The organism is Mucilaginibacter sp. Mucisp86, from assembly GCF_047324315.1.
In the GTDB taxonomy this organism is placed as follows: domain Bacteria; phylum Bacteroidota; class Bacteroidia; order Sphingobacteriales; family Sphingobacteriaceae; genus Mucilaginibacter.
The window spans coordinates 3,042,497-3,065,706 of record NZ_CP168503.1; the positions used below are offsets into that span (position 1 = coordinate 3,042,497).

At 43.4% G+C, this 23,210-nt stretch carries 19 protein-coding genes and 2 tRNA genes; 12 read left to right on the plus strand and 9 right to left on the minus strand.

Translation table 11 applies throughout. From position 1 onward, the window contains the following. Positions 1 to 72: 72 nt before the first annotated feature. Positions 73 to 267: a hypothetical protein gene (locus tag ACEN9X_RS13005; RefSeq protein WP_413670769.1), complete on the plus strand. Its 195-nt coding sequence runs from the start codon at positions 73 to 75 to the stop codon at positions 265 to 267. Positions 268 to 797: 530 nt separating this feature from the next. Here the strand turns inward: ACEN9X_RS13005 and ACEN9X_RS13010 are convergent. Beyond that, on the minus strand, positions 798 to 2,099 hold the full coding sequence (locus ACEN9X_RS13010) for a leucine-rich repeat-containing protein kinase family protein (RefSeq protein ID WP_413670770.1): 1,302 nt from the start codon (positions 2,097 to 2,099) through the stop codon (positions 798 to 800). A gap of 179 nt (positions 2,100 to 2,278) precedes the next feature. Here ACEN9X_RS13010 and ACEN9X_RS13015 point away from each other — a divergent pair, with 179 nt between their 5' ends. The 7 genes from ACEN9X_RS13015 to ACEN9X_RS13045 all read left to right on the plus strand — a co-directional run bounded on the left by ACEN9X_RS13015 (position 2,279) and on the right by ACEN9X_RS13045 (position 11,463). Continuing rightward, positions 2,279 to 2,539 carry a hypothetical protein gene (locus tag ACEN9X_RS13015; RefSeq protein ID WP_413670771.1) on the plus strand — a complete coding sequence of 87 codons (261 nt, stop codon included), beginning with the start codon at positions 2,279 to 2,281 and terminating at the stop codon, positions 2,537 to 2,539. A gap of 110 nt (positions 2,540 to 2,649) precedes the next feature. After that, complete coding sequence (locus ACEN9X_RS13020; RefSeq protein WP_413670772.1) at positions 2,650 to 3,423, plus strand: M17 family peptidase N-terminal domain-containing protein; 774 nt, start codon at positions 2,650 to 2,652, stop codon at positions 3,421 to 3,423. Between the two features lie 64 nt (positions 3,424 to 3,487). Further along, complete coding sequence (locus ACEN9X_RS13025) at positions 3,488 to 4,096, plus strand: RNA polymerase sigma factor (RefSeq protein ID WP_413670773.1); 609 nt, start codon at positions 3,488 to 3,490, stop codon at positions 4,094 to 4,096. A gap of 72 nt (positions 4,097 to 4,168) precedes the next feature. Then, entirely contained in the window at positions 4,169 to 5,125 is a 957-nt protein-coding gene (locus ACEN9X_RS13030; protein ID WP_413670774.1) for a FecR family protein, read from the plus strand. Positions 5,126 to 5,239: 114 nt separating this feature from the next. Beyond that, positions 5,240 to 8,776: a SusC/RagA family TonB-linked outer membrane protein gene (locus ACEN9X_RS13035; RefSeq protein WP_413670775.1), complete on the plus strand. Its 3,537-nt coding sequence runs from the start codon at positions 5,240 to 5,242 to the stop codon at positions 8,774 to 8,776. Between the two features lie 35 nt (positions 8,777 to 8,811). Beyond that, positions 8,812 to 10,605: a RagB/SusD family nutrient uptake outer membrane protein gene (locus ACEN9X_RS13040; RefSeq protein WP_413670776.1), complete on the plus strand. Its 1,794-nt coding sequence runs from the start codon at positions 8,812 to 8,814 to the stop codon at positions 10,603 to 10,605. A gap of 18 nt (positions 10,606 to 10,623) precedes the next feature. Then, positions 10,624 to 11,463, plus strand: a complete 840-nt coding sequence (locus tag ACEN9X_RS13045; protein WP_413670777.1) for an endonuclease/exonuclease/phosphatase family protein — start codon at positions 10,624 to 10,626, stop codon at positions 11,461 to 11,463. 124 nt (positions 11,464 to 11,587) lie between these two features. Here the strand turns inward: ACEN9X_RS13045 and ACEN9X_RS13050 are convergent. From ACEN9X_RS13050 to ACEN9X_RS13060, 3 genes are all read right to left on the minus strand, one after another. Beyond that, a tRNA-Val gene (locus ACEN9X_RS13050) sits at positions 11,588 to 11,662 on the minus strand. Positions 11,663 to 11,804: 142 nt separating this feature from the next. Next, positions 11,805 to 11,879: transfer RNA gene (locus ACEN9X_RS13055), tRNA-Val, on the minus strand. Between the two features lie 101 nt (positions 11,880 to 11,980). Further along, on the minus strand, positions 11,981 to 12,298 hold the full coding sequence (locus ACEN9X_RS13060; RefSeq protein WP_413670778.1) for a hypothetical protein: 318 nt from the start codon (positions 12,296 to 12,298) through the stop codon (positions 11,981 to 11,983). Positions 12,299 to 13,726: 1,428 nt separating this feature from the next. On the opposite strand from ACEN9X_RS13060, the gene ACEN9X_RS13065 reads away from it, so the two are divergent. Continuing rightward, positions 13,727 to 14,419 carry a ferritin-like domain-containing protein gene (locus tag ACEN9X_RS13065; protein WP_413670779.1) on the plus strand — a complete coding sequence of 231 codons (693 nt, stop codon included), beginning with the start codon at positions 13,727 to 13,729 and terminating at the stop codon, positions 14,417 to 14,419. A gap of 12 nt (positions 14,420 to 14,431) precedes the next feature. Continuing rightward, a complete protein-coding gene (locus ACEN9X_RS13070; RefSeq protein ID WP_413670780.1) occupies positions 14,432 to 15,277 on the plus strand; it encodes a ferritin-like domain-containing protein in 846 nt (281 codons plus the stop codon). 74 nt (positions 15,278 to 15,351) lie between these two features. On the opposite strand, the gene ACEN9X_RS13075 is transcribed toward ACEN9X_RS13070, so the two are convergent. Further along, positions 15,352 to 15,798 carry a thioredoxin family protein gene (locus ACEN9X_RS13075; protein ID WP_413670781.1) on the minus strand — a complete coding sequence of 149 codons (447 nt, stop codon included), beginning with the start codon at positions 15,796 to 15,798 and terminating at the stop codon, positions 15,352 to 15,354. 82 nt (positions 15,799 to 15,880) lie between these two features. Then, positions 15,881 to 17,560, minus strand: a complete 1,680-nt coding sequence (locus ACEN9X_RS13080) for a DUF6600 domain-containing protein (RefSeq protein WP_413670782.1) — start codon at positions 17,558 to 17,560, stop codon at positions 15,881 to 15,883. Positions 17,561 to 17,764: 204 nt separating this feature from the next. Here ACEN9X_RS13080 and ACEN9X_RS13085 point away from each other — a divergent pair, with 204 nt between their 5' ends. Next, entirely contained in the window at positions 17,765 to 18,727 is a 963-nt protein-coding gene (locus ACEN9X_RS13085) for an isopenicillin N synthase family dioxygenase (protein ID WP_413670783.1), read from the plus strand. 177 nt (positions 18,728 to 18,904) lie between these two features. Here the strand turns inward: ACEN9X_RS13085 and ACEN9X_RS13090 are convergent, their stop codons facing one another. Continuing rightward, a complete protein-coding gene (locus tag ACEN9X_RS13090) occupies positions 18,905 to 20,143 on the minus strand; it encodes an MFS transporter (protein WP_413670784.1) in 1,239 nt (412 codons plus the stop codon). 143 nt (positions 20,144 to 20,286) lie between these two features. Between ACEN9X_RS13090 and ACEN9X_RS13095 the strand changes: the two genes are divergently transcribed. Then, positions 20,287 to 21,168 (plus strand): LysR substrate-binding domain-containing protein, encoded by an 882-nt coding sequence (locus ACEN9X_RS13095; protein WP_413670785.1) that lies wholly within the window; start codon positions 20,287 to 20,289, stop codon positions 21,166 to 21,168. A 223-nt stretch (positions 21,169 to 21,391) separates the two neighbouring features. Here the strand turns inward: ACEN9X_RS13095 and ACEN9X_RS13100 are convergent, their stop codons facing one another. Both ACEN9X_RS13100 and tilS read right to left on the minus strand, forming a co-directional pair. Next, positions 21,392 to 21,874: a hypothetical protein gene (locus tag ACEN9X_RS13100; RefSeq protein WP_413670786.1), complete on the minus strand. Its 483-nt coding sequence runs from the start codon at positions 21,872 to 21,874 to the stop codon at positions 21,392 to 21,394. Beyond that, positions 21,871 to 23,208 (minus strand): tRNA lysidine(34) synthetase TilS, encoded by a 1,338-nt coding sequence (gene tilS / locus ACEN9X_RS13105; protein ID WP_413670787.1) that lies wholly within the window; start codon positions 23,206 to 23,208, stop codon positions 21,871 to 21,873. Before tilS ends, ACEN9X_RS13100 begins: the two co-directional genes overlap by 4 nt. Between the last annotated feature and the right edge of the window lie 2 nt (positions 23,209 to 23,210).

Sequence of the window (23,210 nt, forward strand, 5' to 3'; positions counted from 1 at the left end):
CTATTATTTCACCTCGTTTTTAAGAGGTTGCAAAAATACAGAAATTAAAAATGATTTTTTTAATTTACGCCGATGAAAAATAAAGCAAAACGCTCTGTTTATCTTTTGTTGATAGGTATTATCCTGTTTTCGGCAGGGATGGCCATTCCCAGTGGCCCGGCCGATAATTGGGACGATTACGCACGTGGTGCAGGAGCAGGGTTGTTTATTGCCGGCTTCATTGGTCTGGTCACCTGGCTTATTGATGTGGTGAAGGAAAATAAGTAAGTCGTAAGTTCGGAGTTCTAAGTCTCAAGTCGTTAGTTTTAAGTTCAAAGTCGGTTATATTGTTAAAAACACAACTTAGATTTACAGTTGTGTTTTTAGTCGTTAAGTTTATGGTATACAGCATGTAATGTTGATAAATAAGACTTAAGACTAAAAACTTCAGACTTAGCACTTTTTTATGCTTGTTTAAACACTAAAACTTTAGTTGATACGTTATTGATAAGATTAAAAAATAAAAGCCTCCTTGCACTCGCTGCTTGGAGGCTTTAAACCTAAACCTTATCACAAATCAAGGTGGTAACCTTGTATTGAAATAGCTGCAAATCTAATACATGGATTGTTAAAATCAAAAAAAAACCGACGAATCTGGTGAATGAATCGACGGATTAGTAAAAATTATCATTTTTCGTTCAAATTTTTCTAAAAAAGCAAGTCTACGGGTTACCTTCAATCCGATTTATTTCAGAAAAGGAGTTGGGTAGGCGTAAATGCACTCAAAATCTAAAGAAGTATCAGCAGGTATTCGCGGGTTATTTTACCCCCGACAATTGGGAGCTTATTTGAGAAAACAGAGGACGCTTCAGCGCATTATCACTCATACACAGATCCCGGAGCGCCGTAAGTTTTTCAATGCCGGGATGTTCAGCTTCATTACACAGGCTGATAAGATCATCAAGCAGGCAGCCATAGGCTCTTACTTCAAGCAGCTCAAGCTTCTTAGCGGTTTCTATATCTGAAAGATCATAAAAGCAGGCTGCTCCAAAATCGCTGAACAGCGTGTTAGCTTCATCATCAACCAAAATGTTGTGGGCGTAAAGGTCACTGTGCATAATGCCTTTGTTGTGCAGGTGTTCTGCTACGGAGGCAATGGTTCCTGCAATTTTTAATACATGTGCCGGTGTAAGGCCCATGCCGGGTTTAAAAACATCGCGCGTGCAGCTAACGAAGCTGGGGGGCAGACCGAGGTTGTAAAAGCTTTCGGGTATGAGTTTCATTACCAGCCCTTCTTTATTTTCGGGATGATTGGTGATCTGGCCTATCAACTCTACTAATCCGTCATGGTTGCCAGCGGTAATACAAGCGTTCATTTCATCTTCGGGCAGGCCATCGCTGGTAACCGCGCCTTTAAATATTTTGACAGCAACTTCACTGGTTTTACCAGCATGTCGCCAGGTAGCTTTGGAGATGATGCCCGATGCACCTTCGCCAAGCATTTCGCTGATTTCCAGCTGGCGACTGTCGATTGGTGTAAACGGTTGTACTGTTGGTTTATAGCTGAAAGGATTGCCCGAAAAGGCCAGCCATGATAGCTTGGGCAGAGATAAAAGCCATTCAGGAAATTCATTTAACTGATTTGCGGAGATCCGGAGTAGTTCTAAATTACGACACTTGGTAAGCGACGCCGGTAACTCCTTTAATTTATTACCTGCAAGCATTAGCTTCTGCATTCTGCTGCAATTGCCTGTTTCGGCAGGTAACTCAGTAATCCTGTTGTTGGTAAGGATAAGCCAACGGAGATTTGAATTAATTGATGCCGATGGTACTGTTTCTATCCGGTTTGATTTAAAGCCAACGATATCGAGTAGGGGGCAGTCGGACAATACCTCCGGTAAAACAGTAAATTGATTTTCTGAACAAAAAAAGATCTTCAGTTTTTGGAGCCGGCCAAAATCAGGGGGTAATGAGTTCAGGTTATTGAATGACAGATCAAGGTACTCCAGCGTATCTGCCAGTTCAAAAATTTCAACAGGGAAATGGGAAAGGTTGTCTGATAGTTTGAGCGATATAGCTCCTTTTAATTCTCCGTTTTGTAACTGCTTTAATGTTTGCATAGGTTGCAGACAAAGGAACAAAAAAGGCTAAACATTTATGTTATTTCTTGTGATACTAAGGAGGGTTTCGGGTTAAGGGTCCCGATATAAGTAACAAATAAGATAGATTTTAGAGGTGCGTTAACAGTAAATACTTTTCCCTTTAATTCGCCGTTTGTTGCGGAAACCCCTATATGTTTATGCATAAGAAAGTGCAGTTAGCACATATTCGCTATAATACCAATAGTAATGGTCAAACCCAATGCTGGCGCCTTGTGCTCGATGGCGAAGAGATCCTGGTAGAATCTGTTCAGATCGAAGCGCCGGTATTCACCTCGCGGGATTGGATCGAACTCATCGGTCAGTTTAAGCATCATATTTCAGTAAAAGATTGCGATGTTATTATAAGCGAAGCAGGCGCAGCCCTCATTACCCGATCAGAAAATCTGATTTACATTTAATAGCGGATTGGGATGTTATTTAAGAGGTCTTGCATTTCTTAATCTACGTCATCTTTTTGTTTTTTTATTTCCCCCATTTTTGACGTATCAGTAATTTAAACATCGTCATCATGGAACACGCTATTACACTAACTCAAAAATTATCTGTAAAATCTTATATAGGTTCGTTACGGTTGCTTATCGCCAGTGTAGCCATCGTTTTAATCAATTTTACAAACGGGTGGGCACAAACGCAGGCTTCGGCATTGCCCGCCGCCGGAACATCAGCCATATTGGGGCAAATAGATGGGATGACGATAACAACGGCTGTTCAGGCGCCGTCTAACCAGCAAACGCCCTTACAGGTTATTTGCGTTTTTGAATACACCGATGGAGATATATTTAACTCGCCGCCCGCATTGCCGCGTAACCTTAACGGATTGGTACATATAGATGACGCGCTGAAGGGAATGCTTACCGAATTACGAAAAAGCGGCAGGTTTGAAGGCCATGCATTGGAAACCATATTGATTACACCACCCGCCGGCAGCATGCCTGCCGAAAAGCTGCTGATCATTGGGCTTGGCGACCGTAAAGCATTTAACTCCGAGCTGATGACCAGTGTTGGCCGTGTAGAAATGCGTGAAGCTCTGCGCTTAGGCGTAAGCAGCTACTCGCATGCCAGCGATTTAAAAGATGCCGGTATTGATTCGCCTACGGGTATTGTAGCAGTGAATGTTGTTAAAGGGGCTGTAAATGCTTATGAAACTGAGCAGTTTTTGAAAAATCATTCGCTGAGCTCGTTTCAACCTATAACCAAAATAACGCTGCTTGCAGGTCCTGCTTATTTTCAAATTACAGGAGATGCGGTTAAAGCTTTTGTTGGTACTTCAAAAGGCAATTAACCGCTTCTGTACGATCAGTTTGTTATTTAACTTTTACTTTACTTAGGTTGTTTAATTTTGGCGGATGCAACAATTTGATACTCCTCCTGCTGATCATGAACTGTTGGAAATGCTTAGAGACGATAACATCAGTGCTTTTGATGTATTGTTCAACCGCTATTGGAAGTCCCTTTTTATGGCTGCGCAGGTAAGATTAGGTGATTACGAGGCCGCGAAAGACATTGTGCAAAACCTGTTGATAGATGTTTGGCAAAAGCGAAATGAACTACAAATAAACACCTCTCTTGAGCAGTTTTTGTTTGGTGCGGTTAAACGCAAAGTATTAAATCATTTTCGGTCGGAGGGCATCAGGCAAAATGCTATGGAGCATGCACTGTCACGGATGAACGATATCATCTATAAGGAAGAAAACCTATCCTCATATTTTAACCTCGAAAAAATTGTGAGCGAAGAAGTAGAAGAGATGCCGGCTAATATGAAGCGTGCTTTCCTGCTGCGGAGCGATAGCTATTCGGTAAAGGAAATTGCCGAAAATCTTAACCTTGCCGAGCAAACCGTATCAAATAATATTACCGAAGCGCTAAAGCGTTTAAAGCGCCGCCTTAAAGTTGAATATCCTGATCGTTATATTAACTGTTTTATTTGCCTCGTGATCTTGTTTACACAAAGTTAACGAAAAATTGATGTAAAATAGAAGTAGTAAAAGCGGCTTTGTGCAACATCCCAATAAAAAGCACAAAACTGGATGGACTCGTCGGAGCTTAAAAAATTAATTGACCGCTACGTTAAAAATAAAGCTACCGAACAGGAGCGAAAATTGGTTGATGGATGGTATCAATCATATGATGATATCGATGAACCCTTGCCCCTCGCTAAAGAACAGCAGTTAAAAAGCGAAATTTACAACTACGCCAAAGCGCATGTAAATAACAATCCTCCCAAAATACGAAGACTTAATTTTATCAGGTATGCCGCCGCCGCTGCAATCATTGTGCTGGTTACAGCAGGGTTGCTTCTGCGCCGAGAAATAGCGCAGCAGCAGGAACAGCAGAAGCCGACCTATGCTATCTTTAAAACAGGTATAGGGCAGGTAAAAAAATTGGAACTACCTGATGGTTCAACTGTTTGGCTCAACGCCATGTCACGCGTCCGTATCATTGAGGGCTTTGAAAAAAAGGCAACCCGCAGTGTTTATTTAGATGAGGGTGAAGCTTATTTCGAAGTAAAGCATGATGCCGCCTATCCCTTCCTGGTAGTAACAGGCAGTATAACCACAAAGGTGCTGGGTACATCATTCAATGTAAAAGCCTATAAACAGCTAAACTATGTAGCTGTAACCCTTCGCACCGGTCATGTGGAAGTAAGTGATAAGCAGGGGAAAAAAGCTGTATTGATCCCTAATCAAAGGGCAGTTTATTCATTGCAGGAACATAGCTATAAACTAAGCAGCTACAATGGCGAAAAAAGCAAAGGTTGGGTAGAGGGACGATCGGCGCTCAGCAATGCCTCTTTCCGGGAATTGGCCCTAACCGTCAATAACATTTACGGGGTAAAACTCACCAGCAAAAACAAGCAAACAGATACCTACAAATACAATATCATCATCAGCCGGTCGCGCACGGTTGATGAAACCATGAGGCTAATATGTTCAATCCATAAAAACAGTTGCAGGAGGCAAAATAATGATGTAACCCTATATTAATAAAAAAAGCCGGTCTGTAGCAGATCCGGCCATAGTTCGCAAAGCTAATAGATTGAGCCCTATTTGCTTATGCCCTTAGTTTCTCCGTTAAAAATCCACTAAGAACTCAAAAGTATGAAAAAAAACTTACGTTGCTTAAGTAAAGCCATGCGTATCACTTTTCTGATTTACACCATTATTATTGCGGGCGCAGGTGTATTGATAGCCGCCCCAAGCACAGGACAGGTTTTTGAGAAGCGCGTTAGCGTTTCCCTTTCAAAAGAAACACTGTTAACCTCAATTAAAAAAATTGAAAATGCCGGGAATATTGAATTTGCCTACGACCCCAAACTGCTTGGTTTGGCCGACGTGCAGGTGAAAAGCCAAACCTTTAATAACGAGCGTTTAGCCGATGTATTGAAAAGGCTTTTGGCTAATACCGATATCGGTTTTAAGGAAGAGGTATCGGGTACAGTTACCTTATATAAAAAAGATCAGCCAAGGCCGGCCTTAGGTAAAATTGCCGGGAAAATCATTGATGAAAAAGGCGCGCCTTTAACCGGGGCTACCGTTATGTTGCTTGAAGCCAGCAAAGGCGTACAGGCCGATATCAACGGCGAATTTACCATCAGTGCCGACGAAGGAAATTACACCTTAATGGTAAGCTTTATTTCGTTTGAGTCGAAGCGTGTAACGGGCGTAAAAATAAAACAGGGCGAGGTTACACAACTTAATCCCATAACACTTGTTGCACAATCGGGTACGTTGAACGAAGTATTGGTTGTTGGTTACGGCACACAGAAAAAGCAAAACCTTACCGGTGCCGTTGAGCAGGTTACCTCAAAGGTATTTGAAAATCGTTCACTGCCAAACTTAACCCAGGGCTTACAGGGCGTAATCCCTAACCTGAACCTGGTGCCGCTTGATGGTAAGCCTATCCAGTCGCCCACCTACAATGTAAGGGGTACTACTTCGATCGGGCAGGGCGGAAACGCGCTGGTTTTAGTTGACGGTGTGGAAGGCGATCCAAGCAGGATTAACCCGAATGATGTGGCCTCAGTATCGGTATTGAAAGATGCGGCTTCGGCCTCTATATATGGTGCAAGGGGTGCATTTGGCGTGATCCTCATCACCACTAAAAATCCATCCAAAGAAAAAACCAGCGTTACCTATTCATTTAACCACTCGGTTAAAAGCCCAACTGCTGTGCCTAAGTTTGTTACTGATGGCTACACCTTCGCCAAGATGTTTAACGATGCATGGAGTGCCTGGAATGATTATTCACAAACACCACAAAACATCAACAAAACAGTTAAGTTTTCTCCGGCATATCTTGAGGAATTAAGAAAACATTCTCTTGATCCTTCTTTGCCTTCAACCATAGTTAACAGCGCCGGCGAATATGAATATTATGGCAATACCGATTGGTACAAGCTGTTATACAAAGATCATAACGAAGCCCGTGAGCATAATCTTGCTATTTCAGGTAACAGTGGCAAAGCCGACTTCCTGATCACCGGGCGTTATTATTCGCAGGATGGTTTGTTCCGCTATAATTCTGATGATTATAGCATGTACAACCTGAGGGCTAAAGGTTCATTGCAGGTTTACCCATGGTTAAGCCTTTATAATAATGCCGATTACTCAAATATGAAATACCACAACCCGCTGAACGTGGGTGAGGGGGGAAGTATCTGGAGAAACCTGCAGGACGAAGGCCATACCATGGTACCCTTATTTAATCCCGATGGTACGCTTACTTACTCGGCCGCATATTCCGTGGGGGACTTTTACTACGGCAAAAATGGTATCAACTTCGATAACCGGGTATTCAGAAATACAACCGGCTTTGTAGCCCAGTTTTTTGATAATACATTCCGTGTTAAAGGCGATTTCACTTTTCAAAACACCGATAACGGTCAAAACCGTAAACGAGTGCCCGTTCCTTACAGCCGCAAACCAGGGGTAATTGAATATGTTGGTACTGCTTATAACGATCTTGAAGTTTACAGCCAGAGTACGCAATATATAGCTACAAATACTTACGGCGAGTTTGAACCTAAATTAAATGGTGGCCACTACTTTAAAGCATTAGCAGGGTTCAACTTTGAGCAATCAACCAAAAAAACGCTTGATGTAACACGTAACGGTTTAATTTTTGAAGATGCTACTGATATTAACCTGGCATTGGGTCAGGCAATCAGCACTTCAGGTGGTTGGGACCAGTGGGATATTGTGGGCGGTTTCTATCGTTTAAATTACTCGTTTAAAGACAGGTATCTAATTGAAGCGGATGGTCGTTATGATGGTTCGTCAAAATTCCCTGCCGATCAGCGTTATGCTTTCTTTCCTTCAGTTTCTGCAGGTTGGAAAATCTCCAACGAGCCATTCTGGAAAGTATCGAAAGAGCTGATCACCAACTTAAAAGTAAGGGCTTCTTACGGTTCATTGGGTAACGGCAGCATCGGCTCATATGCATTCCAGGAAAAATTCAATATTTCTAAATCGGGCAGGATCCTGAATGGGGTATTGCCTCAAAAAACCAGTCAGCCGGGCGTATTGCCTGATGGTTTAACCTGGGAAACTTCAAACACACAAAACCTTGGTTTAGACTTGGGCATGCTATCTAACCGTTTAACCATTTCGGGCGATGCCTACATCCGCAAAACAACAAACATGTTTACTGTGGGTATGACGCTTCCCGCTGTTTTTGGTACCGATGTGCCTAAAGGTAACTACGCCGACCTGAAAACAAAAGGCTGGGAAGTAACCGTAGCCTGGCGCGATAAATTTAACGCCGGTACCAAGCCGTTTAACTATGGTTTAAGATTAACACTGGCCGATTACACTTCTAAAATTACCAAATACAACAACCCCGATAAACGTTTAAGCGATTATTATGCAGGCCAAACAATAGGCGAGATCTGGGGATTTGAAACAGCTGGTTATTTTACTTCTGCACAGGATATTGCCAACTCGCCTAAGCAAACGCTTATCAAGGCTTCTACTACAGGGCAACTTTTGCCGGGCGATATCAAATTTAAAGACCTTAACGGCGATGGCGTAATTGACTACGGCGACCAAACCGTAAACAAACCCGGCGACAAGCGCATCATCGGTAATGCTACCCCAAGGTATACTTACGGTATTGGTGTTGATGCCGACTGGAACAACTTCTTTTTCTCGGCATTTTTTCAGGGTGTTGCCAAACGCGACTGGTACCCGGGCTCAGAAGCAAGTGTTTTCTGGGGACAATACAACAGGCCTTACAACAAAGTGCCACAATCGCAATTGGGTAAAATCTGGTCGGAGGATAATCCTGACGCTTACTTCCCAAGGTACCGCGGCTATTCGGCACAAAACGGATCGGGCGAGTTAACCCAGGCGCAAACCAAATATTTGCAAAATGCTGCTTACCTGCGTATGAAAAATGTACAGGTAGGTTATAACCTGCCATTGCGTTTGATCCAGAAGATCAAACTAAACAATCTTCGCGTGTTCCTTTCGGGCGAGAACCTGTTGACATGGTCGCCGCTTTATAAAATTACCAAGGATATCGACCCCGAAAGTATCAACGGATCAGACAGGGTACTTACCGATGGTAACAGCGGTAACGGTAATAACTACCCGATATTAAAGAGCGTAACCCTGGGCTTAACCGCAACATTTTAATCAATCGCAGTACGAAAATTTAAAAAACATTAAATATGTTTCACATAAAAGCAACACACATTAAGTTAGCCATAGCAATGCTTTTTGCAAGCTTGATTACAGTTAGCTGTAAGAAATTAGACCAGGTACCCAAAGACACCGCTACCAACAGCGCTGTTTTTGGAAGCATAAACGGCCTGCAGCTTTATGCCAACTCGTTTTATGATATCCTGCCAACCGCGGGCGATGCTGTACGCGGTGATGCCATGGCTGATTACGCGGCAAGGACATCGGTTCCGGATTTTTTAAGACCGGGTGCCTATGGCCCAAGGCAAAGCAGCGGCTGGACCTGGACCGGCCTGCGCAACATCAACTACTTTATCGAAAATTGTAATAACCCGAGTATTTCGCTTGATCAGCGCCAGCATTTTATTGGCCTTGCACGCTTTTTCAGGGCCTGGTTTTACTTTGATAAGCTTAAGCGTTTTGGCGACGTGCCATGGTATGGCAAAACAATGAAGGTTGATGATCCTGCGTTATATAACGGCAGGGATAAAAGGACCCTTGTTGTTGATTCGATACTTGCCGACCTTGATTATGCAGGCCTGCACATTAATACTACCGACAACACCCGCAGCCTTATCACTAAATACACTGCTTATGCATTTAAATCAAGGGTTTGCTTGTTTGAAGGTACATTCAGGAAATACCATGATGAGTACGGTTTGCAGTCGTCAGTTAATGGCCTGCTTACCCAGGCTGCAGATGCTGCGCAAAAAGTGATGAGCGAAGGCGGTTTTAGTCTTAATACTGCAGGTGGAACAGATAAAGCTTACAGGCAGTTGTTTACCAGCCAGGCGCCGGTAGCATCGGAAGTGATCCTTGCAGCAATTTCTGATCCTGCACTGGGTATCTTCAATGATTCCAACTGGTACTGGACTAGCGCCACTTACGGCGACAGGTTAAGCTTTATCCGCACATTTGTAAATACTTATTTGAATATCGATGGCACGCCGTTTACCGATAAGTCCGGTTATAAAACAATGCCTTTTGCGCAGGAGGTAAAAGGCCGTGACATGCGTTTGCAACAAACCATCCGTATGGGCAACTACACCCGCTTAAACGGCGCTACTCAGCAAGCAGCACCGCCGGTGTTTTCATATACCTATACAGGTTATCAGCCCATCAAATTAACCCAGGATGATGCCTCAATGGATGGCGGATCGCGCAATACCAACTCAATACCGCTTATGCGCTATGCAGAGGTGTTGTTAAACTATGCCGAAGCAAAAGCCGAGTTGGGTACCTTTACTGATGCCGACTGGAACCTGACCATTGGTTCTTTACGCCGCAGGGCAGGCATAACAGGTAACACTGCTACCAAGCCCGTTGTTGCGGATAAATACCTGCAAACAAATTACTTTCCGGCTATCTCTGATCCTGCTTTGTTGGAAATAAGGCGCGAGCGCGGCATTGAACTTGCCTTTGAAGGTTTCAGGTTCAATGACATAGTAAGGTGGAAACGCGGCGAGTTGATGGACCAAACCTGGAACGGCTTTTATGTACCGGCCCTGGATGTGCCGCTTGATTTAAATGAAGATGGCAAGCCTGATGTATGTTTTTACACTACATTGCCGGCAAACCAGGTGGCAGGTGTAACCTATGTGAGCGTTGCCGCTACATTAACCGGAGGTACTGCAAACCCGCAAAGGCTTAACAGTGATAATGAGCTTACCTGGCTAACAACGGTTCAGCGTAAATGGGATAATAAATTTTACCTGTACCCAATCCCTGAAACCGATAGGCTTCAGAACCCTAAATTAGGTCAAAACCCGGGCTGGGAACAATAATTATAACAGATATATATCATGAAAATAAAACAATATTTATTTGCGGCATTATTTGCTTTGGTATGCATGCAGGGTCGTGCACAGCATTTAATTGCCGGAACTTTCAATTTGCGTTTCGATAACCCAAGGGATACCGGTAATTTATGGATTAACCGCGCACCTGTTGCCGCAGCACTGATCCGCTTTCACCAATTTGATATTTTTGGTACGCAGGAAGGTTTGAAAAATCAGCTGGATGATTTGAATAATGCCCTGCCCGAGTATGAGCGTTATGGCTTAGGTAGGGATGATGGAAAAGATGCGGGTGAGCATTCGGCTATCTTCTTTAAAAAGAGCCGCTTTGTGTTGCTAAAAAAAGGCGATTTCTGGCTGTCTGAAACGCCTGATAAGCCGGGTTTGGGCTGGGATGCAACCTGCTGTAACCGCATCTGCTCATGGGTATACCTGCAGGATAAGGAAAGCAAAAAGAAATTCTATTTCTTTAACGCGCACTTTGATCACCAGGGAAAAATTGCCCGCGAAGAAAGTGGTAAACTGATCCTGAAAAAGATCAAAGAAATTGCAGGCAACGAAAAAGCCATATTTACCGGCGACCTGAACGGCGACCATAACAGTGCCTGGTACCAGCGACTGGCGACCTCAAATTATTTAGTTGATACTTATAACCAGGCAGCTCAACCTTATGAGTTTAACGCCTCTTTTAACTCATTTGGAAGGGCTTTAAAATCAAACGGCGTAATCGATCATATTTTCACCACCGGTAAAGTGGATGTTAAAAGGTGGGGCATTTTAAGCGATAGCTATCACGGTAAATTTCCGTCAGATCATTTCCCGGTATTGGCGGAAGTGAATTTATAGGATAATAATTTTTTATTGTTTGAGGGGCTGCCGGAGGCAGCCCCTTTTTTTGTGTTTTGAGTTTTAGCGCAGCCTTGCGACATTAAAAACAAAAAAGCCTAACATTTCTGTTAGGCTTTTTCCGTGGGAACTACTGGGTTCGAACCAGTGACCCTCTGCTTGTAAGGCAGATGCTCTGAACCAGCTGAGCTAAGCTCCCATTGTGTTTGATTTTACCATTATGTTTGGTAAAACCGAGCGGCGAAGTTAAATTACTTAGCCATATAATGCAAATACTTTTGCGAAGTATTTTGCGTGTAATGCAAGTATAAAAAGCCCAACATTGCTGTCAGGCTTTTTTGTGGGAGCTACTGGGTTCGAACCAGTGACCCTCTGCTTGTAAGGCAGATGCTCTGAACCAGCTGAGCTAAGCTCCCTTGCTTTTGGGACTGCAAATATAGGAGTTGACGTTTGTTTGTCAAAATAAAATTTCAAAAACTTTTATGTGGCTGATTTTTAATAAATAAGAACGTTACTGCTACTTCACATCCCGGTATTGGGCTCGTGGGCGAGGGTCTTCGGGGAGGATTTCCATCTTCGGGAAATCAATATAATTAGCATACCACTGTATGGCACTTACTAAATCAAGCGCATCTTCGGCTGCAACATTGACGGTTTCAAAAGCATAGAGCTTATGACCGGCATAGCCATAAAGCTGGATTTCGTTATCATCCGCACTAAATTGCTCTTCGTCAAGGCAATAAACTTTTACTTTAAGACGTGTATCCCTGGAGTGGATCACATCCCTGCAGGGGTTTTGAGGATCGGTTGCCAGTAAATATACATTATAGTCCATAGTTAGGCTAACAAAGTTTAATTGGGATGGTTTCTATGATTAAGTATTTAATGAATGAAATTGTTTGAATTTTATACGTATTTCTCAAGATGTGGAAATCGCACCCTTGTTTGGGGAAAGTTTCTACAGTTTAACGTTTAGGTAATATTAAAAACCTGTTTTTTAAGCAAATAAGTGCTAAATTATCAATTGGCATTTCGTTTGAATAAATGTTATTACCCTTCTCAAAGGGTTGTTTTTCATAGGTAGATGTAGGGTCGAAATACTGCGAGAGTGTTTCGACCTTTTTTATTGGCCTGGATTGGATGTAAGAAACGGTTTGAAATAAATATTACTAAATAGAAAGTTTTATTGTCTATTGCAAACACTTACCCCGTGATAAGTATCATATGCAATTAACATAAGCTCGCAAAGCCGCAAAGAAAAACCTTTGCGCCTTTGCGAGAAATCAAATACGTTATCGGGTTACTTCAACCTTCAATGTTAATTACTGATGCTGCCAATTACTTCGCAACTCATCCAGTTTAACCTTTGGGAAAATTATACCACCATTCCCGGTATGTATTTACACACTTTACTGCCATAAAGCATTTAAAAATCGCTCTATGGTGTTTTATGGCTTTTTTTTCATTTGGCATTCTGTTTGAATTAAAGTTAATGTCCTTACTAAAAAGGACTGTTTTTCATAGGTAGATGTAGGGCCGGATCAACTGCGAGGGTTGTCCGGCCTTTTTTATTTGCTTTATGATGTTATCTGAGAATTAAAATAAATACTGCCAAATTAACCATTGGGAAATTAATTCCCGGTTCCGGGTGTCATTTCTACACATTGAGCCCCACTTAGGCTTTAAAAAGCTGCCAATTAGGCAATTAAAGCTATTTTTTGAGATTGGCACCCCGTTTGAATATAACTTATTACCCTTCTCAAAGGGTTGTTTTTCATAGGTAGATGTAGGGCCGGAATAACTGCGAGAGTTGTCCGGCCTTTTTTATTTAATGGAAATTCAAATTCATTTTATTCCATTGCTTTTTAATTAAGAATATTTTATTCATTAGTTGCTTATAATCCCCGGTTTTGGGATTGCTTTCCACAGTAATTGCGTACAATTACCTCAAAAAGCTTATTTATAGCGACGTGGAGCACTTTTGTGATTTGGCACCTGGTTTGGATAAGTATTAATACCCTTCTCATAGGGTTGTTTTCATAGGTAGATGTAGGGCCGAAAAACTGCGAGAGTTTTTCGGCCTTTTTTTATTGCCCTTCCTTTTTGGGAATTTTTTATTGCGTATAGAGCCCTGGGTTTTACTGAAAGTTAATTACTCTAATTAAGAGTGTATTAATGTCAACTAATTGCAATCCGCCATGTTGTTACAGGCGTATATCCATCTACAGAACGACTAATTATAACATCAAAAAAATCGAACTTTATGAAAACATCTGAACAAGAAAGCATAGGCGGGGCAAACATGGCCAGGAGGTCATTTTTACGCTATGCGGGGTTAGGCGTGGCATCAGCCGGCCTTTTAGCTACAGCAGCATGCCACAAAGATCATAAGGTAGTAGTTGGCGGGGGCATTGACATCGGTGCCAAAGGCGATCTTGCTATCCTGAACTACGCTTACGCACTTGAGCAACTGGAAGCAGCTTTTTATATCCAGGTAATTACTACCCCATATTCGGGCATGACATCTGATGAAAAAGCGCTTTTCACTAGTATCCGCGATCACGAGGTTCTTCACCGCGAGTTTTTCAAAGCTGCTTTAGGCGGTAACGCAATCCCGGCGCTTACTGTTGATTTCAGTACTATCGACTTCACTAAAAAGTCTGCCGTACTTGGTGCAGCTAAAGCATTTGAAGATACCGGCGTTAAAGCCTATGACGGAGCGGGTTATCTGATCAAGGACGCAGGCTATTTAACTATTGCCGGTAAAATTGTGTCAGTTGAAGCAAGGCATGCAGCGTTAATCAGTAATATGCTGGTTGCTGGCTCATTTGCTGCCGATGACCAGGTTGACGGCAACGGTTTAAATAAAACAGCCACTATTGCCGAGGTATTACCCATTGCAAATACCTACCTGAAAACTAAAGTGAGTGCCTCCAATTACAGTTACACAGCTTAATTCCCCATCGCCATGAATTTATTTAATATAATAGACGAAATAGAAAAATTTGATCCGGAACTGAACGACAGGCTTAACCCGCGTCGCGCAGCCATCAAAAACATAACCAGCTTCGGTTCAAAAGTAGCTCTGGCTGCGGTGCCGTTTGCTATGGGCACTATGCTCAAAAGGGCATATGGCGCAGCTGCAGCCCCAACGGTGGTTGAGGTTTTGAATTACGCCTTAACGCTTGAGTATCTCGAATCATCATTTTATAATACAGGGGCTGCCTCTGCAGGTTTGATCCCTGCGGCAGGTGCTTCTTATATCAACACAGTAAAAGACGACGAAAACCAGCATGTAGCGTTCCTGAAAACAGCTATTACCGCATCGGGCGGAACTCCGGTTACTTCGCCTAAGTTTGATTTTACTGCCGGCGGCGGTACCGGTAACGGGCCGTTTAAAGGCTTGTTCAGCAATTATAACTTGTTTTTGAAAGTGGCATTGGCTTTTGAAGATACGGGTGTACGCGCCTACAAAGGCCAGGCGCCTAACTTGCTGGGCAATAAAGATATTTTGACTGCTGCTTTATCTATCCACGCGGTTGAAGCCCGCCATGCTTCAGCTATTCGCCAGTTATTGGGAGTTTCTCCATGGATCACCAGTACAGCTACTTTAGGTAATGATACCGGTGTGTCGCTTGTAAACGGTAATTATGATGGAGAACAAAATGTTACGCAGGGGGGTGTTAATGTTACCACATTGCCAAGCATTTCCGGTTCTACCACTTCGGTTGCTATTGCTACCGCTGCTTTTGATGAACCTTTGTCTATGGACCAGGTGTTAGCTTTATTAGTAGGTACGTTTATCTACACCTGAATAAAGTTGTTAATTGAGTTAAAAAAAGACCGGTTGCTTATAGCGCCGGTCTTTATTTTATAGCGAAAATTGAATTATTTATTTAATGCCTGCTGGCCAAATTTAATTAAGTCGTTTGCCCTGATGTAGCCCACAGTACCTGAAACAGGTTTGCCTTTACTGGTAAATATGATCATGGTGGGGTAGGCCTGCAGTCCCCACTGGGCGGCAAGGGCGGGTCCTTGTCCTTTTTCCATATCAATGGCTACATTCACAAAGTTATCGTTATAAAAGTCGGCTACCTTATTGTTTTTAAATGTAGTAGCCTTAAGCATTTTGCAGGGGCCGCACCAGCTGGCGTAGGCATCCACAAAAATATATTTGTTTTGGCGGGCAGCCTGTTTTAAGGCCTCGGTCCAGGAGTTTTCAATAAAATTGATCTGGGTTGATGATTTACCCGCGTTTTCCTGGGCCTTAACTGAGGAACTAAGGAAGAGAATGAGCGCAATAATAAAATAATTGATATGCAGGAGTTTCTTCATTACTAATAGTAGCGGTTATAATAAAACAGCACGTATATAATGCTTTATACGTGCTGTTTATTGTAGCGGTTATAAATTTATTTTACCGGTTTGCAGGTCGCCTTTCGTGTTGCTGGCGCTGCTGTTGTTCCTGCTGTTGTTGTCTTTGAGCTTGTTGTTGCTGGCGCTGCTGTTCCTGCTGCTGGCGTTGGGCTTGCATTTGTTGCTGGCGCTGCTGTTCCTGCTGCTGGCGTTGGGCTTGCATTTGTTGCTGGCGCTGCTGTTCCTGCTGCTGACGTTGGGCCTGCATTTGTTGCTGGCGCTGCTGTTCCTGCTGCTGACGTTGGGCCTGCATTTGTTGCTGGCGCTGCTGTTCCTGTTGTTGCCTTTGAGCCTGTTGTTGTTGCTGGCGTTGCTGCAATTGCTGTTCTCTTTGAGCCTGCTGTTGTTGCTGGCGTTGCTGCGACTGCTGCTCTCTTTGAGTTTGCTGTTGTTGCTGGCGTTGTTGCAACTGCTGCTCTCTTTGAGTTTGCTGTTGTTGCTGGCGTTGTTGTGCCTGTTGCTGCCTTTGTGCCTGCTGGTCAGCTTGGCTTTGTGGGCGCTGTTGTTGCTCTCCTCTGGCTTTTTGTTCCTGCTGGTGTTGTTGCAGTTGCTGTTGACGCTGTGCCTGCTGTTGTTGCTGGCGCTGAGTTTGATCGTTCTGTTTTCGATCTAACTGTTGCTGCCTTTGAGCCTGTTGCTGTTGCAAACGTTGCTGTGCCTGCTGCTCGCGCTGCGCCTGATTGTCCCCCGGCCTTGCATTTGGCTGGTTTGGGCGTGCTCCGTTTTCTGAGTTAGGGCGGCCTGCCGGATTCGGATGGTTAACCTGTACTACTTTATTATCAGGCCTTTCGTTGCGGGCAATTTCACGCAAACGGGCCGCATTATTGGGATTGATAGCTGCGTTACCACCACGCCTGTTGGCAATGCCATCATTAGGGTTTTGCTGCCTGTAAGCCGCTGCGTTTACTACCCTCGCCGGCCTGGCGTCAGGCGCTTTCCTTACTTCGGGGCGATAAATGTTTACAGCGTTGTTAACTATCCTGCCGCCGCCGTTAGGCCGGTTAACATTAGTAATATTATAAACACGCACGTTACGGTTGTTGGTAACCTGCCTTATTTCGTTAATTCTTGGGCCGGCTATATAGGTACGGTTATTATTAACATAAGTATTGTTAATAATTGTTGTTTGATGAATAATGTTAACTACTCGTGTTTGCGGCACATAATAATTATAGATATTGGGCCTGGTGATATATGCCTGTGGTGCGCAAACCCAGTAATTATCGGGTACATTGTAACTATTACCCAAAGAGATATTGATGCTGATGCCTGGCTGTAAAGGTGCCCAGCCATAATAACCACCGCCGTGCCTCCAGCTTACCCATGCTGGTGCCCATTCATGACCGGGGATCCATTCCCAGCCGTAATAATCATCATAACGCCACCTGCCATAGTGGAAAGGTGCCCAGCCCCATTCATAATCAGATACCCAGGTATTACCATAATCGGTTACTACCCAGTGACCGCGGGTGGCATAGGGTCTAAAATCGTCGCCGGCATCGGGTACCCAAACGTTTCCATATTGTGGGTCGCTAACCCAGGTGCCGTACGGGTCAAGCTCGTCATAAAACTCCTGGTCGGATACGTAGCCTCCTTCCTGGGCTTTACTCATGTTTGGTGCGGCAAGCATTATTAAAAATGCTATTAAGCTGATACCGCATATTTTATTGATGAATTTCATAATAATTGATGTTTAAAAACAACCTGTCGGGTTGCTGTTGCTAAATATATGACAGGCAGAAGTATAAAACGTTTAAAGCAAAAATTGTTTTAAGGCTTAATACAAACTAAACCGGTGTAATTATGGGGATAAAATTTTATTGCTATCTTGTGTTCCTCGCTTAAAAATTAAATAATTTTGCTACCTGTTTTATAAACTACAATTATGAGCACAATAACCATTCCACGTCTGGATCTGAATACCTATATAAGCGGCACGGCCGAAGAGCGCAAACAATTTTCGAACGATATTGGTAAAGCTTTTAATGAAACCGGCTTTGTGACTATCACCAATCATGGTTTAAGTAAAGAACTGATTGATAAACTTTACGAGCAGGTGAAAGCGCTGTTTGCCGAGCCGGATGCGGTAAAACAGCAATATGAAATCCCCGGTTTAGCAGGCCAGCGTGGGTACACGGGCAAAGGCAAAGAAACTGCGAAAGGTTTTAAAACTCCTGATTTGAAAGAATTTTGGCAAATAGGTCAAACCGTGACAGATGATGACGTGCTGAAAGCACAGTATCCGGATAACGTAATTGTTAATGAGCTACCCGAATTTAACCCAACCACTATTGAGGTTTATAAAAAGCTGGAAGCTGCCGGCAAACACTTGCTTCGTGCAATTGCCGTTTATCTCGAGCTACCCGAAAACTATTTTGATGATAAGGTGCACAACGGTAATTCGATACTCCGCACCCTGCATTATTTCCCTATAACTGACCCTGATTCGGTACCTGATGACGCTGTACGTGCCGGTGCCCACGAAGATATCAACCTGATTACTTTATTAATAGGTGCCAGTGCCGATGGCCTCGAACTGTTAACCCGCGATAATACCTGGTTTCCGGTTAAAGCTTATGGCGAAGACCTGGTAGTTAATGTTGGCGACATGCTGCAGCGTTTAACGAATAATAAACTAAAATCAACCACGCATCGCGTTGTGAACCCGCCTCGCGAGTTGATGAAGTTTTCCCGTTTTTCTGTGCCGTTTTTCCTTCATCCCAAATCGGGCATGGATTTGACCAGTCTTGATTCGTGTATTGACGAACAACATCCTAAACTATACACTGATATCACTGCCGGTGAGTATTTGGATGAACGCTTGAGAGAGATTGGTTTGAAGATGTAAATCTTTAAAAAGCATCTAATAAAAGCGTCATTGCGAGGAACGAAGCAATCCCAAGCTATACAGAGTGGCTCTGCTAATCGGGGATTGCTTCGTTCCTCGCAATGACGTCGTAGCATAACAAAGCCCTTTCCAAACGGAAAGGGCTTTCACATTTAAATATAGGTAGATGATATAACTTTACTTTGCCAGCACTGCCTTGCCATCAACGCTTTCACCAACTGCCTGCCTTCTTTTATACAATACAAACAATGCGGTAGCTAATACGCCAATGATTCCCTCAATACAAACAGCCCTGCGTGGACCGAGCTCGTTGGCTAACCAGCCAGCCATCAAGCTGCCAACCGGGATCATGCCCTGGTAAGCCATAACGTAATAGCTGATAGCCCTGGCCCTCATGGCCGGTATGGCGTGGGTTTGGATATAAGTGTTAATGGCTGATGTTTGCGCCATCATACCAACCCCGGTAAATACCATGAATACCAAGGCAAACGGTAGTTTTCCTGCATAAGCCACCATCAGCACACTTGTACCGAAGATGAGGCTTGCTATCGACATGATCTTTACCAGGTTCTTATTACTCTTTAAGTTTGCCAGGTACACCGCACTGATCACCGAACCTAAACCAGCTGCGCTCTCAAACCAGCTGAAAGTTTTAGCATCGCCATTAAAAAGGTCTTTAGCGAAGATGGGCATTAACGTATTAAAAGGAATAACGAACAGACTGCTTGCAGTGAGCATCAGGATCATGCTGCTCAGGTCGCTGTCACCTGATACATATCTGAAGCCTTCCTGTAATTCTGTCCAGATGCTTTTTTCTGAACGTACCGGTACAATGGTATTCAGCTTCATCATAAATAAACAGGTGAGTACCGGGATATAGCTCAGAAAATTGCCGAAGAAACAAACATCCTCACCGAAAGCGCTCAATACGATACCGGCAATGGCCGGGCCCGCAATACGAGCCAGATTGGTCATGGTTGAGTTTAGGGCAATGGCATTAGGCAAATCGGCCTTGTCGTCAACCATATCCACCATTAACGATTGGCGGCAGGTAACATCAAAGGCGTTTACAATACCCTGCAGCAGGCTTAAACCAACAATAGCTGGTATATTATAAATTTTGAAAAAGATCATGAAAGCAAATACCCCGGCCTGCAGCATGGATACCACTTGTGTAATAACCAAAATGCGGTAACGGTTATGCCTGTCAACAATACTGCCGGCATAAGGAGCTAATATCAATGATGGGATCAGGCTCACAAAACTTACTATTCCCAGTAAAAGCGCCGAACCTGTAAGACGGTAAACCAACCAGCTTACTGCTGTTTTTTGCATCCATGTGCCAATGAGGGAGATTGACTGACCGTAAAAAAACAGCTTAAAATTACGGTACTTTAAAGAGCGAAACACATTCATTTGTTCAATTCATAACAAAAGCAAATTCAGGGGAGTACTTAATGCAAGACTATTGAATTGTTTTATGCTGCAAATATCGCCCATATCAATATATTTGTAAAATAGATTGTTTTAATAGGATTGATAGATAAAAACGATTGATTGTGGAATTGCGTCAACTGCAGTATTTTGTTAAAGCTGCCGAAACCATGAACTTTACTGAGGCAGCAGCAGCTGTGTTTATAACACAAAGCACGTTATCACAGCAAATCAAACAACTTGAAGAGGAGCTGGGTATGCTGCTGTTCGACAGGATAGGCAAGCATGTACGTATCACCGAGGCCGGGCATATATTTTTAACCCATGCCCGCAAAATCCTTAACGATGTACAGCGGAGCAGGCAAGCCATCAGCGAGTTGCAGAACGCTACAATCGGAGAACTGAACCTTGGCGTTTCATACGCTTTTACTTCTTTGTTGTTACCGGCACTGGCGCCGTTCAGTACCAAATATCCCGGTATCAAGATCTTTATCACTTATGGCAGCCCCGAGGAACTGGAAAAAAAACTACGGCTGGCTGAGCTGGATATGATCCTTGCTTTCCATAATGAAAGCGATGACGAAGACCTGGAAATGCAGGAATTATTTAGCTCGAGCGTGGTCATGGTGGTTTCTAAAAACAATCCATTGGCCCAACTCAAAAAGGTAAGCCCGGAAGAGCTTGCCAAACTTGATCTCATCCTGCCGGGAAAAGGGTTCAGTTCGCGCGATTTTATTAATGAGCTGTTTAACCGTAAAAAAATAATCCCCAATATTAAAATTGAGCTCAATGATGTGCATTCATTGCTGGCCCTGGTTGAGAATGGTCATTGGGCAACTGTTTTGAATGAAAAAGCCATCATAGGTTGGAATAAAGTTACTGGCATTCCTATCGAATCAAAAGATATCAAACGGCAATCATATATCCTATGGCAAAAAGGTGTTTACCGAAAACGTGCAGCTATTTTATTTATTGAGGAGTTGATGAAGGTGATGGAGAGTGAATAAATCATATCTCAAACTTTTTGTCATTTCGATGGAGCGTGTAGAGGAAAAGCATTGGGGCGAAAGAGAAATCTTATACGCCATGTAAGTTCGTCGTTGGAGTTCGCGGGCAGGGCGTATAAGATTTCTCCTCACGCTACTACTCTTTTCCTGCGCTTGTTCGTCGAAATGACAGGCGCATAATATAAGCTGCCCCCCGCGGTCGCGTCCTCACGACCAACGCGAATTACTTTTTCATCTCTTCCCTTATCGCTCTTAAAAATTCATTAGGGTGCTTGGAGCCGATGATATAAAGCAGGCCATCGCGATCGGTAAGGTGAATGGCTTCATTGCCCGATGTGAAAAAGCGGATGGTGCCTTTGGTGTGCAGGTTATAAACCGGGTTATTGAACATGTAGCGGCTGTAAGTACCCTTTTCGGCTTTAATAATGCTGTTCAAATCTATTTTTACCAGTTTGGTTGTCCACAACCCGTCGAGCATAACACTTTTGTTTTCTACACGGGTACGGAAATGCAGCAGGAAGCCCAGAATAATTGAAATAATGATGATGGAAAAGCCCACTACAACCAGCAAATCGCCGTTGCGTTCGCGTTCGTCGGTAAAAAAGTAGGCTGCAAAACAAAACATGGCTAAAACCAGGCGTATGGTTAGCGGTATAAATTCCCGGCCAAGGTATTGTTTTTCGGTAAAAACGGATTTATCGCTCATGTTAGTTTAAACAGTTCGAAGATAGTAACTTTTTTAGTGTTATCACTCACTTTATACCTTTCGTCGGGGCGATAGCCGCCAATCCACATAATTTCACCGTTGCCATTTACAAGGATTGGGATTTCTTCCTTTTGGTGCAGCGGCACTTTCTGGTTAATGAAAAAATCGCTCAACTTCTTTTTGCCCTTCATCCCCAAAGGAAAAAAATGGTCGCCCTCATACCATGTACGCATTTTTAGCGGATAAACCAGTTTATCGGCATCAATGGATACTGCCAGCGGATTATCTTTTATAATCAGCGGGCTATCATCGTGTAGCAGGTTAAGCTTATAAACGCCAAAATTTGCTTCATGGTCTGTAGCGTTGATAATAACTTCGGCAGGCGGCCCTATAGTTTTGGGTTTAAGGATGATGTTATCCCTGTCAAGCAATAAGGTATGTGTTCCTGATTCAAATACCCTGCCGGAGTGTTTATCAAGCGAAGCAATGAGATCGTCAATGGTGGCTTCATTAAAACCATACTCATCCAGCAATTTAAAAAGAAGCAGCCTTTTGGGGTTAAGCTTCTTTACGTTGTTAATTGGAAAATAGGCAATATCATCATGTATTTGCGGCAGTGTTTGCCTCAATTCATCAAGCCTGATCTCCAGTAATTGTTCAAGATCACGAAAATGGAGCAGGTTATTTTCAAAAGTTTTTTCGAGTGATGGGTTGAGTTCCTTCAGCTTAGGCACAACTTCCAGCCTGATCTTATTGCGGGCATATTTGGCCGAAGCATTGGAGCTGTCCTCTACAAAATTTAAACCTTCGGCAGTAACAACGGTCTGTATCTCATCCCGTGTCAAAAACAATAGCGGGCGCACCAACTTGCCATTTTTGGGCAAAATGCCGTGCAAGCCGGCAATTCCGGTACCGCGTGTAAGGTTTAACAATATTGTTTCGATAGTATCGTTTTGGTGGTGAGCAAGCGCAACAACCTCATAACCTGATTGCTGACTGATAGTGTCAAACCACTGATAACGCAAATCGCGGGCTGCCATTTGTATGGATATCTTGTTGTCTGCAGCGTATTGCTCTGTATTAAAGTTAACAGTATGAAAAGGTACATTGAGGGTTGTTGCCAGATCATGGCAAAAGGCCTGGTCGCGCAGGGCTTCATCACCGCGCAGCTGAAAGTTACAATGGGCAATGCCAAAATCATAGCCTGCAGCATTAAGCAGGTGTACCATCAAAACCGAATCGATGCCGCCGCTTACAGCTGCCAGTATTTTGGTAACAGGCGTAAATAAGCTGTTTTGCTCAATAAAATTAACAAACTGATTAACTGGCAGCATTC